The following is a 14,749-nucleotide window of genomic DNA, read 5'->3' as shown; positions in this document are numbered from 1 at the left end:
TCACGAAGTTTTTAACTTGAAGAGATCGTGGAATTCACAATTTTGTAACTAAGTTTCATCACAACACATATTGATGAAAAAAAGCGCAAATATAGTGGTCGGATGAGTAGTAAAATTACACAACAACGGGTAATATCTGAACCAGATCACATTTCAACGCAATGTTTACCACAAGGGGGCCAAAAAATGGATCGATCATATCCACTGTATAAAATCGTACTGCGCCGCGTGCTGGTGGTAGCAATCGGTTTGCTGGCGCTGCCAGTGATGTTATTCCGCTCGGATCGCGCGCGTTTGTACAGTTACCTGCATCGTATGTGGTGCAAAACCAGCACTAAACCGGTTTGGCTGGCGCAGTCGGAAGCGGCTGCCGGCATTCACTGGTAAGCGATTTCAGCGCAGTATTAACCCGGCGACTTCCCGCGAAGCGCCGGGTTTTTTTATCGATAATTTTCCTGCCCACCGCGCGTTCCCGCTGTTATCCCCGCGCATTTCAGCTACACTTAAAACCTCTACAAGATTTCTGAGGTTGTACAAGTATGAGCGAGAAAATTCCTGTTGGTATCAGCGCTTGCCTGCTCGGAGATAATGTCCGATTTGATGGCGGCCACAAACGTTTTGCCTTCGCCACGGACGAACTCGTGCCATTTGTGCGCTTTGAACCTGTATGTCCCGAAATGGCGATTGGCTTACCGACGCCCCGTCCGGCTTTGCGGCTGGTAAAAGAGAGCGATGAAAATATCCATCTCTGTTTCAGTAAAGAGGGCGGCGAAGAGGTGACAGAACAGATGCAGCGCTGGTCTGCTGAGCGGGTGAAGTCGCTGCATCATCTGTGCGGCTACATTCTGTGTGCCAAATCGCCAAGCTGTGGATTGGAACGCGTCCGCGTTTACGAGCCTGAAACCAACAACAACCGTAAAGCAGGCACCGGCATGTTTACTACATTTCTGCAGAAAGAGATGCCGTGGCTGCCGCTGGAAGAGGATGGTCGTCTGCACGATGACGCTATCCGTGAAAACTTTATTGGCCGCGTTTACGCGCTGCATGAATTCAACGAAATGTGGCGCAGCGGATTATCTCGCCACAAGCTGATGGCCTTTCACAGTCGCTACAAACTGCTGCTGCTTTCTCACGCGCAGGATGAGTATCGCGAAATGGGGCGGTTTGTCGCGGCGATGGATCAGTGGGATTCGCTGCAGGATTACGCCTTTGAGTACCGCAATCGCCTGATGCACCTGATGTCACATCAGGCATCGCGACGTAATCACACCAACGTGCTGATGCATGTACAAGGCTACTTCCGTCCGCAACTGAGTTCGCCGCAGCGGCAGGAGCTGGCGCAACTGATTGATCGTTATCGTCAGGGCGTACAGCCGCTGTTAGCACCGATCACCATGCTGAAACACTACATGGCGGAATACCCGCATCCGTGGCTGGCACAGCAGCGCTACTTTGATCCTTATCCGGAAGCGCTGCGTTTGCGCTACGGCCAATAATATCGGGGCTTTATGACCACCCATTTAGTTTGGCTGCGTAACGATCTGCGCATCAATGACAACATGGCGCTGGCCGCTGCCTGCCGCGATAGCCAGGCCAACGTGATTGCGCTGTTTATCGCCACACCGCAGCAGTGGCAGCAGCACCACATGGCGCCAAAGCAGGCGGCGTTCATCCAGCAAAATCTCCTTTTGTTGCAGGCATCGCTGGCCGAACGCGGCATTCCTTTGCACTACCATCAGTGTGATGACTTTGCCGCTTCGATTGATTATCTGGTGGAATTTTGCCAGCAGCAGCAAGTTGATGCGCTGTTCTACAACTATCAGTACGAAATCAACGAACGAGAACGCGATGTGCAGGCGGAGAAACGTCTGGATGCGCAGAGCGTGATTTGTCAGGGATTCGACGACAGCCTGCTGTTGCCGCCGGGCAGCGTGCAAACCGGCAGCAACACCATGTTCAAGGTATTCACGCCGTTCAGCAGAGCTTTTGTTCGTCGCCTGCACCAAAGCTTGCCTGAGTGCTATCACGCGCCGAAAGCGCGTGACGGCGCGCCCATCAGCATCAAAAAGAAGATCCCCGCCTTTGATTATCCCTGTGAAGCTTTTGATGAAACCGTGTTTCCGGCGGGTGAAGAGGCCGCGTTAAAACAGCTGCGCCACTTCGCCAAACAGGCGGTGCAAGATTATCCGGATCAACGTGATTTGCCGGCCATTGACGGTACCAGCCGGTTATCGGCCTATCTGGCGATTGGCGTGTTGTCGCCGCGTCAGTGTCTGCATCGCGTATTAAAAGAGCATCCCGATGCGCTCAACGAAGGCAAGGCTTTTACCTGGCTGAACGAACTGATCTGGCGCGAATTCTATCGTCATCTGATGGTGGCATTTCCCGCGCTGTGTAAGCATCAGCCGTTTGTCGACTGGACGCGCAACGTGGATTGGCAGCAAAACGAAGCACATCTCAAAGCCTGGCAACAGGGCAAAACCGGCTATCCGATTGTTGATGCGGCCATGCGTCAGCTCAACACGCTCGGCTGGATGCATAATCGCTTGCGCATGATTACCGCCAGTTTCCTGGTGAAGGACCTATTTATCGACTGGCGTGAAGGTGAGCGTTATTTCATGCAGCAACTGATCGATGGCGATCTGGCCGCCAACAACGGCGGCTGGCAGTGGGCCGCGTCAACCGGCACCGATGCCGCGCCCTATTTTCGTATCTTCAATCCCACTACGCAGGGAGAGCGCTTCGATAAACAGGGCGCGTTTATCCGTGAGTGGCTGCCGGAATTAAAGGAAGTGCCCGATAGCGATATCCATCAGCCGCAGGTGTGGGCGCAGAAAAATAACAAGAAACTCGATTATCCCGCGCCAATCGTGGAACATAAGGACGCACGTAAAAAGACACTAGACGCCTTTGAGCGCGCTCGCAGCGCGGCTTGAGGCGGTCAGGGAGCCGTAATGAATAATGTCGAGTTAGAACAGATCGTCAATCAGCAGCTGAATAACAGCGCCTTCAGCGACTATGCGCCGAACGGTTTGCAGGTGGAAGGGCGCGCCGAGGTGAAAAACCTCATCACCGGCGTCACCGCCTGCCAGGCGCTGCTGGATGAAGCGGTGAAGCGCAACGCTGATGCGGTGCTGGTGCATCACGGATACTTCTGGAAAAGCGAAGCGCCGGTGATTAAAGGCATGAAGCGCCAGCGTCTGCGCACGCTGCTGGCCAATGATATCAACCTGTATGGCTGGCATCTGCCGCTGGATGCGCATCCCGAGTTGGGTAATAACGCGCAGCTGGCGCGTCTGTTTGATATTGAAGTGAAAGGCGAGATTCAGCCGCTGGTGCCGTGGGGCGAATTGGCAGAACCTTTAAGTGGCGCGGCGCTGGCGGAAAAAATTGCCCAGCGTCTAGGTCGCACACCGCTGCACTGCGGCGATAACGCGCCGGCAGTGATCAAGCGCGTTGCCTGGTGCAGCGGCGGCGGTCAGGGCTTTATTGATAGCGCGGCAGCCTTTGGCGTCGATGCCTTTATTACCGGTGAAGTTTCTGAGCAAACCATTCACAGCGCGCGCGAACAAGGTTTGCACTTCTTTGCCGCTGGACACCACGCGACCGAACGCGGCGGCATCAAGGCGCTGGGCGAATGGTTAGCCGCCCATCATGGCCTTGATGTGACCTTTATCGACATCGATAATCCTGCCTGATTCTTCCATTCTCACGCCCTTAACCTGCGTTAAGGGCGCAAATCTGTTGACACATCTCTGTCACTTTCGCATAACTTATGGCCTTTACGCATAAACGTGATGCCCGGTCGCCATGAATGGCGACCCAACGTTATGTTTTGAATTTGACCAGGAGGTTGTTTTTGCAACGAGCACGTTGTTATCTGCTAGGTGAGCGCGCGGTGGTGCTGGAACTGGAACCGCCGGTTTCGTTGACCAGCCAGCAGCGCATCTGGGGATTGTGTCAGCGACTGCAGCAGAACGAGCAGGTAGAGGAAGTGATTCCTGGAATGAACAACCTGACGTTGCTGCTGCGCGATCCGCAACTCAATGCATTGGACGCCATTGAGCATTTACAGCGCTGGTGGGAAGAGAGCGAAGCACAGCTGCCGGAATCGCGCCGCGTTGAAATCCCGGTGGTGTACGGCGGCGCAGGCGGGCCCGATCTGCAGGTGGTGGCGGATCGCGCCAACATGACGCCAAAGCAAGCGGTAGAACTGCACAGCAGCATCGATTACGTGGTCTATTTCATCGGCTTCCAGCCGGGTTTCCCCTATCTCGGCGGCCTGGATGAGCGTTTACACACGCCGCGCCGCGCGGAACCGCGCGTGATTGTGCCGAGCGGCTCAGTGGGCATCGGCGGCAGCCAAACCGGTATTTATCCGTTAGCCGCGCCTGGCGGCTGGCAACTGATTGGTCACACACCGCTTAGCCTGTTCGATCCACTCCAGCATCCACCGACACTGTTACGCCCCGGCGATAGCGTGCGCTTTGTGCCGCAGCAGGAGGGCGTATGTTGAAAATTCTCCGCGCGGGCATGATGACCTCGCTACAAGACCACGGCCGCACCGGCTTCCGCCAATACGGCATCAGTGTAGGCGGCGCGCTCGATCAACCAGCAATGCGCACCGCCAATATGCTGGTGGGCAACCCCGAGCAGAGCGCGGTGCTGGAAATCGTGCTGGGACAATTTAAAGCGCAGTTTACCCGTGACGGCTGGTTTGCGCTGACGGGTGCGGGCTGCAATGCCGATCTGGATGGCAAACCGGTCTGGACCGGCTGGCGTCTGCCGGTGAAAAAAGGGCAGGTGCTGACGCTGGCAACGCCAACGCGCGGTATGCGCAGCTATCTGACGGTCAACGGTGGCTTTGCCGTGCCGGAAATGCTCGGTTCGGTGAGTACCGATCTTAAGGCGGCGTTTGGTGGTTGGCAGGGACGTAAACTGCAGGACGGCGACGAACTGCCGTTGGGCAAACCGACGCGCGACTTCAAAGATAAAGCCGGCGTACGTCAGCTGCTGTGGGGCAACCGCATCCGCGCCTTAGCGGGCCCGGAATATAATGAGTTCTCGCGTGAGGCGCAGCAGGGTTTCTGGCGTAGCCCGTGGAAGCTCAGTCCGCAAAGTAACCGCATGGGCTATCGCCTGCAGGGACGTCAACTGCATCGCGATGCAACGCGCGATTTGCTGTCGCACGGTTTAGTGCCCGGCGTAGTGCAGGTGCCGCCCAATGGTCAGCCGATTGTGTTGATGGCGGATGCACAAACCACCGGCGGCTATCCACGCATTGCCTGCATCATCGAAGCCGATCTCTATCATCTGGCGCAAATTCGCCTCGGCGAGCCGATTCACTTTATCCACTGCACGCTGGAAGACGCGATTCACGCCAAACAGCATCAACAACGTTCGTTCGACCAAATAGCCTGGGGATTGGCACATGAAGATTGATCTTAACGCCGATCTCGGCGAAGGCAGCGCCAGCGATCAGGAACTGCTGACGCTGGTGAGTTCAGCCAATATCGCCTGCGGCTTCCACGCCGGTGATGCGCAAACCATGCTGCAATCGGTGCGCTGGGCCAAAGCGTCTGGCGTGGCGATTGGCGCCCATCCGAGTTTCCCCGATCGGGAAAACTTCGGTCGTACCGCCATGCAGCTGCCGCCAGAAACCGTGTATGCGCAGATGATCTACCAGATTGGTGCGTTGAAAAGCATTGCGGAGAGCGAAGGCGAACGGCTGGTGCACGTCAAACCGCACGGCATGCTGTACAACCAGGCGGCGGGCGATCCGCAGCTGGCGGATGCCATTGCGCGCGCGGTGAAAGCCGTGGATGCCGGATTGATTCTGGTGGGTTTGGCGGGCAGCGCATTGATTGCGGCGGCGGCGCATCATGGTCTGCGCACCCGCGAAGAGGTGTTTGCCGATCGCGGCTATCTGGCGAGCGGGGCGTTAGTGCCACGCAGCCAGCCGCACGCGATGATTGAAGATGCCGACCAGGCGCTGGCGCAAACGCTGGCGATGGTACAGCAGCGTCAGGTGCAGAGCATCAGCGGAGGATGGGTCAAGGTTAACGCTGAAACCGTCTGTTTACATGGCGATGGCGCACATGCGCTGCAGTTCGCCCGCACGCTGCGCGCGGCGTTTGCGACCAATCAGATTGCGGTCACCAGCGCATAACGTTTTTACTCATTGCCCGGCATCACGCCGGGCTTTGTCTTTTCACATAAGGGAACAACATGGATAACGTGGTAAACCTCTGGCCGCTGTTGGGTATCGCCGCCATCATTCTGGGTTTTGTGCTGCGCTTTAACCCGGTGCTGGTGGTAATTGTGGCGGGCTTCGTCACCGGGCTGGCGGCACATCTGCCGCTGGCAGACATTCTGGAAAAACTCGGCTCGGGCTTCCTCAATACGCGTAACCTGCCGCTGATTCTGCTGCTGCCGCTGGCGGTTATCGGCCTGCTGGAGCGTCATGGCCTGAAGGAGCGCGCGCAAAGCTGGATCGCGCAGATCAAAACCGCCACCGCCGGACGCTTACTGATCGTCTACCTGTTTGTGCGTGAAGCCACCGCCGCGCTGGGCTTGACCAGCCTCGGTGGCCATCCGCAGATGGTACGTCCGCTGCTGGCGCCGATGGCTGAAGGCGCTACCGAAAACCGTTACGGTGACGTCCCGCCAGACGTGCGCCATCGTCTGCGTGCCATGTCTGCGGCGACCGATAACATTGGTCTGTTCTTCGGCGAGGATATCTTCGTTGCCTTTGGCGCGATTATCTTCATGCATAACTTCATGCAGGAATCTGCCGGTATCAGCACCGAACCGCTGCATATCGCGTTGTGGGGCATCCCGACCGCCCTTTGTGCTTTCCTCATTCATTCAGCTCGTCTGGTGCGTCTTGATCGCCAGCTGTCGCGTGAATTGGGCGCGTTAAACCAGCAGGCGCTGAACGCCAAAGGAGGGAAGTAATGTTCCAGCAACAATATTTGATGTGGCTGGCAGGCGTGATCCTGCTGGTGGTCGCCGTGCTTTCCTGGCGTGACAGCGCTAACCCGCGTCGTTTTACCACCGGGCTGTTCTGGGCATTGTATGGTCTGATTTTCCTGATTGGTGAGGGTGCTTACCAGCTGATGGGACAATGGGCAGGCGATGCCGAACTGGGCCGCCGCTGGTTGCATATTGGCGTGGGCGTGGCGGTGGTGTTGATGGCGCTGATTGCCGGTTTCGGTGGCGTGCGTCTGGGTCGTTATCATCAGCGCAGCGATGAGCAGAAACAGGAGAGCGCTAAACGCCTGCATAACAAACTGTTCTTGCCAGCGCTGGCGATTCCGCTGGTCACGGTGATTGGCGTGCTGGCGTTTAACCATATTCCCGGTTTGCAGGACAGGGTGTTTGGTCCCGGTAATCACTCCACGCTGGTGACGCTGTTCTCCATGATGATTGGCTGCCTGCTGGGCTGGCTGATCGCGTTGAAAATTACCCATGAAAAGCCGCTGCAGTCGATGCAGGAAACCCGTCGTCTGTTGGATGCGGTGGGTTGGGCGTTTATTCTGCCGCAGATTCTGGCCACGCTTGGCCTGCTGTTCACCAGCGCCGGTGTCGGTACGGCGATTTCGCATCTCACCGAGCAGTATCTGGCGGTGGATAATCGTCTGATTGCCGTCGCGGTCTATGCGGTGGGTATGGCGTTGCTGACCATGGTGATGGGTAACGCCTTTGCTGCCTTCCCGATTGTGACCGCCGGCATTGGTATTCCTATTCTGGTGCTGCAGCACGGCGGCAATCCGGCGGTGATGGCGGCGATTGGGATGTTCTCCGGCTATTGCGGCACGCTAATGACGCCAATGGCGGCCAACTTCAACATCGTGCCAGCGCGCCTGCTGGAGCTACCGGACCGTAACGCGGTGATCAAGGCTCAGGTGCCAACCGGTGTGCTACTGTTGGTAGTGAATATTTTCCTGCTCTACTTCCTGATGTTCTTGTGAGGTTGCAATGAAAACGGTGTTAATGACGGCGTTTGAGCCCTTTGGTGGTGAAACCATCAACCCTTCGTGGGAAGCAGTACGCACCTTCGACGGCAAAGAGATCGCCGGTGCGCGCATTGTGGTACGCCAGCTGCCGGTGGTGTTTGCCACCTGCGGTCAAGTGCTGACGCGCGCGCTGGAGGAGATTCAACCCGATCGCGTGCTGTGTGTCGGGCAAGCTGGCGGCCGCGCCGATATTACGGTTGAACGTGTCGCGATTAACGTGGATGACGCCCGCATTCCGGATAACAACCAGCAGCAACCGATCGATCAGCCGATTGAGGCGGATGGCCCGGCGGCCTATTTCTCCACGCTGCCGATCAAAGCGATGGTTGCCGCGCTGCGGGAAGTAGGCGTACCGGCTTCGGTATCGCAAACGGCCGGCACCTTCACCTGTAATCACGTCATGTACAGCCTGCTGCACTGGATCCACACCACCAACAGCAAGGCGCGCGGCGGTTTTATCCACATCCCGTATATGCCGGAACAAGCGGTGCACCATCCCGGCGTGGCCAGCATGGCGACGTCTAGTGTGATTCAGGCGCTGGAAACTTCGCTGCAGGTGATCATGAGTACCGAAAATGATATCCGCGTCGTCGGTGGCGCCACCCATTAACAGGAGTTGTTATGCCTGAGGGACCGGAGATCCGCCGCGCGGCGGATCAGCTGGCAGAGGCAATGGTCGGCAAACCACTCACCGATGTGTGGTTTGCCTTTCCACAGCTGAAAACCTACGAACCGGCGCTGGTGGATGCCACCATCAACGCCTTCGAAACGCGCGGTAAAGCGCTGCTCACACACTTCTCCAATGGGCTAACGCTCTACAGCCACAATCAGCTGTACGGCGTGTGGCGCGTAGTGCCAACCGGCACGCAGCCGAATACCACGCGCCAGCTGCGCGTACGGCTCGCTACCGCAGATAAAACCATTTTGCTGTATAGCGCGTCGGATATTGAGCTGCTCAATGCTGATACCTTAGCGGCGCATCCGTTTTTGCAACGGGTAGGCCCGGATGTGCTGGATGCCAGTTTAACGGTGGAGGAGGTGCGCGAGCGTTTGCTGTCGCCGCGTTTTCGCCGTCGCCAGTTCAGCGGCTTGTTACTCGATCAGGCCTTTTTAGCCGGCCTCGGCAACTATCTGCGCGTGGAGATTTTGTGGCACGCCGGATTGCTGGCGTCGCATCGGGCGCAGGATCTTAGCGAGCAGCAGCTGACGGCATTAAGTGAAGCGATGTTGGCGGTGCCGCGTTTGTCGTATCAGATGCGTGGCAGCATGAAGAAATATCACGAAGAGGCAGCGTTTCGCTTCGAGGTGTTTCATCGGCAGGGCAAAAAATGTCGGCGGTGTGGCGCGGCGATAGAAAAGGGCGTGCTGTCATCGCGGCCGTTTTATTGGTGTCCGGGATGCCAGTTGTAGCGCAATAAAAAAGGCGGCCAGATGGCCGCCTTTCTCTTATTTATCCAGCGCCGAGGTGAATGGACGCTCGGTGTAACCGGTATACAGCTGACGCGGACGGGCGATTTTCATGCCTTCGTCATGCATCTCTTTCCAGTGTGCAATCCAACCCACGGTACGCGCCATCGCGAAGATAACGGTAAACATGGAGGATGGAATGCCCATCGCTTTCAGAATGATGCCTGAATAGAAATCGACGTTTGGATAGAGTTTACGCTCGATGAAGTACGGGTCGTTCAGCGCGATGTGTTCCAGCTCCATCGCCACTTCCAGCAGGTCATCTTTCATGCCCAGTTCGTTCAGCACTTCGTGGCAGGTGTCGCGCATCACGGTGGCACGGGGATCGTAGTTTTTATACACGCGGTGGCCGAAGCCCATCAGACGGAACGAATCGTTCTTATCTTTCGCACGTTTAACAAACTCAGGGATGTGATCAACGGTGCTGATCTCTTCCAGCATACGCAGTGTCGCTTCGTTGGCTCCGCCGTGCGCCGGTCCCCACAGTGAAGCGATACCGGCGGCGATACAGGCAAACGGGTTCGCGCCTGAAGATCCTGCGGTACGCACGGTAGAGGTTGAAGCATTCTGCTCATGGTCGGCGTGCAGAATCAGAATACGGTCCATCGCGCGTTCCAGCACTGGATTCACTTTGTACTCTTCGCACGGCGTGGCGAACATCATATGCAGGAAGTTACCGGCATAGGAGAGGTCGTTGCGCGGATACACAAACGGCTGACCAATTGAGTACTTGTAGCACATCGCTGCCATGGTCGGCATTTTCGACAGCAGGCGGAACGCTGCGATTTCACGGTGACGTTCAATGTTGACGTCTAAAGAGTCGTGATAAAACGCTGCCAGCGCACCGGTCACACCACACATTACTGCCATTGGATGCGAATCGCGGCGGAAGCCGTGGAACAGTCGGGTGATTTGCTCGTGAATCATGGTGTGGCGGGTAACGGTGGTGCGGAACTCTTCAAACTGGGCTTGGGTCGGGGCTTCGCCATTCAGCAGGATGTAACACACTTCAAGATAGTTAGAGTGGGTTGCCAGCTGATCAATCGGGAAACCGCGGTGTAACAGAATACCTTCGTCACCATCAATAAAGGTGATTTTAGACTCGCAGGACGCCGTAGAGGTGAAGCCGGGATCGAAGGTGAACAGGCCTTGTGAGCCAAGGGCGCGGACATCAACAACATCTTGTCCCAGCGTGCCTTGCATCACGTCCAGTTCAACAGAAGTATTATCTTGTAGGGTTAGCGTCACTTTTTTATCTGTCATTATTTCGTCTCCATAGCGCCTTTAAGGTAAGGATCTTAGACACCAGAATAGCCTCCATGTTGCATAAAACCACAATCTTCCCAGCATCACTCTACGGTAACGTTGGTTAGGCAAGGTTACAGAGTAAACGCTGAATTTGGGCCATTCGGTGGCATCGGGGCATGACATGCTGCACATCGAGGATGTTAAAGTTCCTGTCACGACATAACTTCTTGGTAACCAATAACCTGATGCTTTATATAACTTGTATTGGCAATGTTACATAACTTGAGCTTAGGGGAAAGTGTATCCCCATAACTTTTGTGCATCATAGGGCTTTAATGCGATTGTTTGTAACTGAAATGTTGATTCTTTGTCAAATCAGATAATTAAAAATGTATAAATTGTGAAATTCGTGAAGGTGATCACTGTTCAGCCTAAATGTGACCAAAGAGATTGTAGGGGAATTGTAATCAGAATGTGATCCTCCTATACTGCGGCCAGGTCTCCGGAACACCCTGACACCAGGAGCCACCCAGCGTTTTACCCGCTTTATTTAACACTGGATGTTGCTATTTTGGTGGCGGTTGCAGTCTGAACACACGCTGTGTCTCTGATGCAACTCAGGACCGGAGGAAGCAAAATAAAAAAGAGCTGTGTGGGCAAAACCGTGAAAAAACAAAGACCTGTTAACTTGGATCTCTCGACGATCCGGTTTCCCGTTACTGCAATATCGTCCATTCTCCACCGCGTCTCCGGCGTGATTACCTTTGTCGCTCTCGGAATTCTGCTCTGGTTACTGGGTCTCTCCCTCTCTTCTCCTGAAGGCTTCCTGCAAGCGGCATCCATCATGGATAGCTTCTTCGCCAAATTCATCATGTGGGGCATTTTAACTGCGCTGGCGTATCACGTCGTGGGCGGTATTCGTCATATGTTGGCTGATTTTGGTTTTATGGAAGAAACCCTGCAGGTGGGAACCCGTTCCGCGCAAGCGGCTTTTGTTATCACTGTCGTGCTCTCAATTTTGGCTGGAGTCCTCGTATGGTAAGCAATGCTTCTGCATTAGGACGCAACGGTATCCATGACTGGCTGTTACTGCGTGCTGCTGCAATCTTAATGACGCTTTACATCATCTACATCCTCGGTTTTGTCGTGATGACAGGCACGCTGACGTATGACGTCTGGCATGGCTTCTTCTCATCCGCCTTCACGAAAGTGTTCACCATGTTGACGCTGTTCTCGATTCTCATCCACGGTTGGATTGGAATGTGGCAGGTGCTGACTGACTACGTGAAACCGGTAGCAACCCGTTTGCTGCTGCAGTTTGTGATTGTGGTTGCGCTGCTGTCGTACGCAATTTATGGATTTGTTGTGGTGTGGGGTGTGTAAATGAGTTTGCCAGTCAGAGAATTTGATGCCGTGGTGATCGGCGCGGGTGGCGCAGGTATGCGTGCCGCCTTGCAAATCTCCCAATCGGGCCAGACTTGTGCCCTGTTATCCAAAGTTTTCCCAACCCGTTCCCATACCGTATCGGCGCAGGGCGGTATCACCGTTGCGCTGGGTAACACCCATGACGATAACTGGGAATGGCACATGTACGATACCGTCAAAGGTTCCGACTTTATCGGCGACCAGGACGCGATCGAATATATGTGTCATGTCGGTCCAGAAGCGATTCTGGAACTGGAACATATGGGATTGCCTTTCTCCCGTCTTGATGACGGCCGCGTTTATCAGCGTCCGTTTGGTGGTCAGTCGAAGAATTTCGGCGGTGAGCAGGCGGCGCGTACCGCTGCGGCTGCTGACCGTACCGGCCACGCCTTGCTGCATACGCTGTATCAGCAGAACCTGAAGAACAAAACCACCATCTTCTCCGAATGGTATGCGCTGGATCTGGTGAAAAACGAGGACGGTGCGATTGTCGGCTGTACCGCTATCTGCATGGAAACCGGCGAAACCGTCTATTTCAAAGCCAAGGCCACCATTCTGGCGACCGGCGGCGCGGGCCGTATTTACCAGTCCACCACTAATGCTCACATCAACACTGGTGACGGCGTTGGTATGGCGCTGCGCGCAGGCGTGCCGGTGCAGGATATGGAAATGTGGCAGTTCCACCCAACCGGTATTGCCGGTGCGGGCGTGCTGGTGACCGAAGGTTGCCGTGGTGAAGGTGGTTATCTGCTGAATAAGCACGGTGAACGTTTCATGGAACGTTACGCGCCAAACGCCAAAGATCTGGCGGGTCGTGATGTGGTTGCACGTTCAATGATGGTGGAAATCCGTGAAGGTCGCGGTTGCGATGGCCCTTGGGGTCCGCACATTAAACTGAAGCTCGACCATCTCGGTGCCGATGTACTGGAATCGCGACTGCCAGGCATTCTTGAGCTGTCGCGCACTTTTGCGCACGTTGACCCCATTAAAGAACCGATTCCAGTGATCCCAACTTGCCACTACATGATGGGCGGCGTGCCGACCAAAGTGACCGGTCAGGCGCTGCGCGTGAACGAGCAGGGCCAGGATGAGGTGATTCCAGGTCTGTTCGCTGTCGGCGAAATCGCCTGCGTATCGGTACACGGCGCAAACCGCCTCGGCGGCAACTCGCTGCTCGATCTGGTGGTGTTCGGCCGCGCAGCCGGTGTGCATCTGCTGGAGTGTATTGAAGAGCAGGGCGAACTGCGTGAAGCCACGCAGGAAAATCTTGATGAAGCGATGGCGCGATTTAACCGTTGGGAAAATAACACCACCGGTGAAGATCCGGTCGAAATCCGTAAAGCGCTGCAGCGCTGCATGCAGAACAACTTCTCGGTATTCCGCGATGGCGATGCGATGCGTGAAGGTCTGGAAGAGCTGAAAGTGATTCGTGAGCGTTTGAAATCGGCGCGTCTGGATGACCGTTCGCCGGACTTCAACACCCAGCGTATCGAGTGCCTTGAGCTGGATAACTTGATGGAAACCGCTTACGCCACCGCTGTCGCCGCCAACTTCCGTACCGAAAGCCGTGGCGCGCATAGCCGCTTCGACTTCCCGGATCGCGATGATGAAAACTGGCTGTGCCACAGTCTCTATGTTCCGCAGACGGAAAGCATGACGCGCCGTGAGGTGAACATGCAACCGAAACTGCGTGCGGCCTTCCCGCCAAAAGCGCGTACCTACTAATTGCGGAGATCATCATGAGACTCGAATTTTCTATTTATCGTTACAACCCGGAAGTCGACGACAAACCGCGTATGCAGGAATACACGCTGGAGTCGGAAGATGGTCGCGACATGATGCTGTTGGATGCGCTGATCCGTCTGAAAGAGAAAGACCCAACGCTGGCTTTCCGTCGCTCATGCCGTGAAGGCGTGTGCGGTTCAGATGGTCTGAACATGAACGGTAAAAACGGTCTGGCATGTATCACGCCGATCTCTGCGCTGGGTAACGGCACGAAGAAAATTGTTATCCGTCCACTGCCTGGTTTACCGGTGATCCGCGACCTCGTGGTAGACATGGGACAATTCTATGCACAGTATGAGAAGATTAAGCCTTTCCTGTTGAATAATGGGGAAAATCCTCCGGCGCGCGAGCATTTACAGAGCCCAGCCGAGCGTGAGCATCTGGACGGTTTGTACGAGTGTATTCTCTGCGCCTGCTGCTCAACGTCGTGCCCGTCGTTCTGGTGGAATCCGGACAAGTTTGTCGGTCCGGCTGGCCTGCTGGCCGCTTACCGTTTCCTGATCGACAGCCGCGACACGGAAACCAATGCGCGTCTCGACAATCTAAACGATGCTTTCAGTGTTTTCCGCTGTCACAGCATCATGAACTGTGTGAGCGTGTGCCCGAAAGGCCTAAACCCAACGCGCGCCATCGGCCATATTAAGTCGATGCTGCTGCAACGCGGGGCGTAACAGAAAGTCATTGTCCGGGAACCCAGGTTCCCGGATGTTTACGGAAGCCTCTATAAGCGCGGTGCTGACCACGCTTATAAAGGTTCCCTTACGAGCCAGGCGCCGGTAGCGCACAGGTTCGTATCGCTGAACTCA

Annotated in this window: 16 protein-coding genes; 15 read left to right on the top strand and 1 reads right to left on the bottom strand. The window is 55.6% G+C overall.

The annotated features are described in order from the left end of the window. Positions 1–186: 186 nt before the first annotated feature. From PanJK_RS10630 to nei, 11 genes are all read left to right on the top strand, one after another. A complete protein-coding gene (locus PanJK_RS10630) occupies positions 187–387 on the top strand; it encodes a YbfA family protein (RefSeq protein ID WP_256695926.1) in 201 nt (66 codons plus the stop codon). A 152-nt stretch (positions 388–539) separates the two neighbouring features. Further along, the gene (locus tag PanJK_RS10625) at positions 540–1,496 is read left to right on the top strand and encodes a YbgA family protein (protein WP_256695927.1); all 957 of its coding nucleotides are present in this window, start codon (positions 540–542) and stop codon (positions 1,494–1,496) included. Positions 1,497–1,508: 12 nt separating this feature from the next. Next, positions 1,509–2,936, top strand: coding sequence for a deoxyribodipyrimidine photo-lyase (gene phrB / locus PanJK_RS10620; RefSeq protein ID WP_265299557.1), 1,428 nt, complete (start codon positions 1,509–1,511; stop codon positions 2,934–2,936). A gap of 18 nt (positions 2,937–2,954) precedes the next feature. Next, entirely contained in the window at positions 2,955–3,698 is a 744-nt protein-coding gene (locus tag PanJK_RS10615; RefSeq protein ID WP_265299555.1) for a type 2 GTP cyclohydrolase I, read from the top strand. Positions 3,699–3,859: 161 nt separating this feature from the next. After that, on the top strand, positions 3,860–4,516 hold the full coding sequence (gene pxpB / locus PanJK_RS10610; protein ID WP_265299552.1) for a 5-oxoprolinase subunit PxpB: 657 nt from the start codon (positions 3,860–3,862) through the stop codon (positions 4,514–4,516). Next, the gene (pxpC, locus tag PanJK_RS10605) at positions 4,510–5,442 is read left to right on the top strand and encodes a 5-oxoprolinase subunit PxpC (RefSeq protein ID WP_265299550.1); all 933 of its coding nucleotides are present in this window, start codon (positions 4,510–4,512) and stop codon (positions 5,440–5,442) included. Before pxpB ends, pxpC begins: the two co-directional genes overlap by 7 nt. After that, positions 5,432–6,169 carry a 5-oxoprolinase subunit PxpA gene (pxpA, locus tag PanJK_RS10600; RefSeq protein WP_265299548.1) on the top strand — a complete coding sequence of 246 codons (738 nt, stop codon included), beginning with the start codon at positions 5,432–5,434 and terminating at the stop codon, positions 6,167–6,169. Before pxpC ends, pxpA begins: the two co-directional genes overlap by 11 nt. Positions 6,170–6,228: 59 nt before the next feature. Beyond that, on the top strand, positions 6,229–6,957 hold the full coding sequence (locus tag PanJK_RS10595) for a DUF969 domain-containing protein (protein ID WP_008107005.1): 729 nt from the start codon (positions 6,229–6,231) through the stop codon (positions 6,955–6,957). After that, a complete protein-coding gene (locus PanJK_RS10590) occupies positions 6,957–7,973 on the top strand; it encodes a DUF979 domain-containing protein (RefSeq protein WP_265299545.1) in 1,017 nt (338 codons plus the stop codon). Before PanJK_RS10595 ends, PanJK_RS10590 begins: the two co-directional genes overlap by 1 nt. 7 nt (positions 7,974–7,980) lie before the next feature. Then, positions 7,981–8,628, top strand: coding sequence for a pyroglutamyl-peptidase I (gene pcp, locus PanJK_RS10585; protein ID WP_265299543.1), 648 nt, complete (start codon positions 7,981–7,983; stop codon positions 8,626–8,628). 11 nt (positions 8,629–8,639) lie between these two features. Next, positions 8,640–9,428 (top strand): endonuclease VIII, encoded by a 789-nt coding sequence (gene nei / locus PanJK_RS10580; protein ID WP_265299541.1) that lies wholly within the window; start codon positions 8,640–8,642, stop codon positions 9,426–9,428. A 36-nt stretch (positions 9,429–9,464) separates the two neighbouring features. On the opposite strand, the gene PanJK_RS10575 is transcribed toward nei, so the two are convergent. Next, positions 9,465–10,748: a citrate synthase gene (locus PanJK_RS10575; protein WP_008107361.1), complete on the bottom strand. Its 1,284-nt coding sequence runs from the start codon at positions 10,746–10,748 to the stop codon at positions 9,465–9,467. A 637-nt stretch (positions 10,749–11,385) separates the two neighbouring features. Here PanJK_RS10575 and sdhC point away from each other — a divergent pair. The 4 genes from sdhC to PanJK_RS10555 are packed head-to-tail and all read left to right on the top strand — an operon-like array spanning position 11,386 to position 14,614. Then, the gene (sdhC, locus tag PanJK_RS10570; protein WP_013508296.1) at positions 11,386–11,775 is read left to right on the top strand and encodes a succinate dehydrogenase cytochrome b556 subunit; all 390 of its coding nucleotides are present in this window, start codon (positions 11,386–11,388) and stop codon (positions 11,773–11,775) included. Further along, positions 11,769–12,116 (top strand): succinate dehydrogenase membrane anchor subunit, encoded by a 348-nt coding sequence (sdhD, locus tag PanJK_RS10565; protein WP_008107364.1) that lies wholly within the window; start codon positions 11,769–11,771, stop codon positions 12,114–12,116. The genes sdhC and sdhD overlap by 7 nt, the downstream gene beginning before the upstream one ends. Continuing rightward, a complete protein-coding gene (gene sdhA, locus PanJK_RS10560) occupies positions 12,117–13,883 on the top strand; it encodes a succinate dehydrogenase flavoprotein subunit (protein ID WP_036649196.1) in 1,767 nt (588 codons plus the stop codon). A 14-nt stretch (positions 13,884–13,897) separates the two neighbouring features. Beyond that, positions 13,898–14,614, top strand: coding sequence for a succinate dehydrogenase iron-sulfur subunit (locus PanJK_RS10555; protein WP_008107369.1), 717 nt, complete (start codon positions 13,898–13,900; stop codon positions 14,612–14,614). Positions 14,615–14,749: the final 135 nt, after the last annotated feature.

It is taken from the genome of Pantoea sp. JK, assembly GCF_026130245.1.
In the GTDB taxonomy this organism is placed as follows: Bacteria; Pseudomonadota; Gammaproteobacteria; order Enterobacterales; family Enterobacteriaceae; genus Pantoea; species Pantoea trifolii.
The sequence above is the reverse complement of the archived record's forward strand: the minus strand, read 5'-3'. Positions and strand labels throughout refer to the sequence as shown.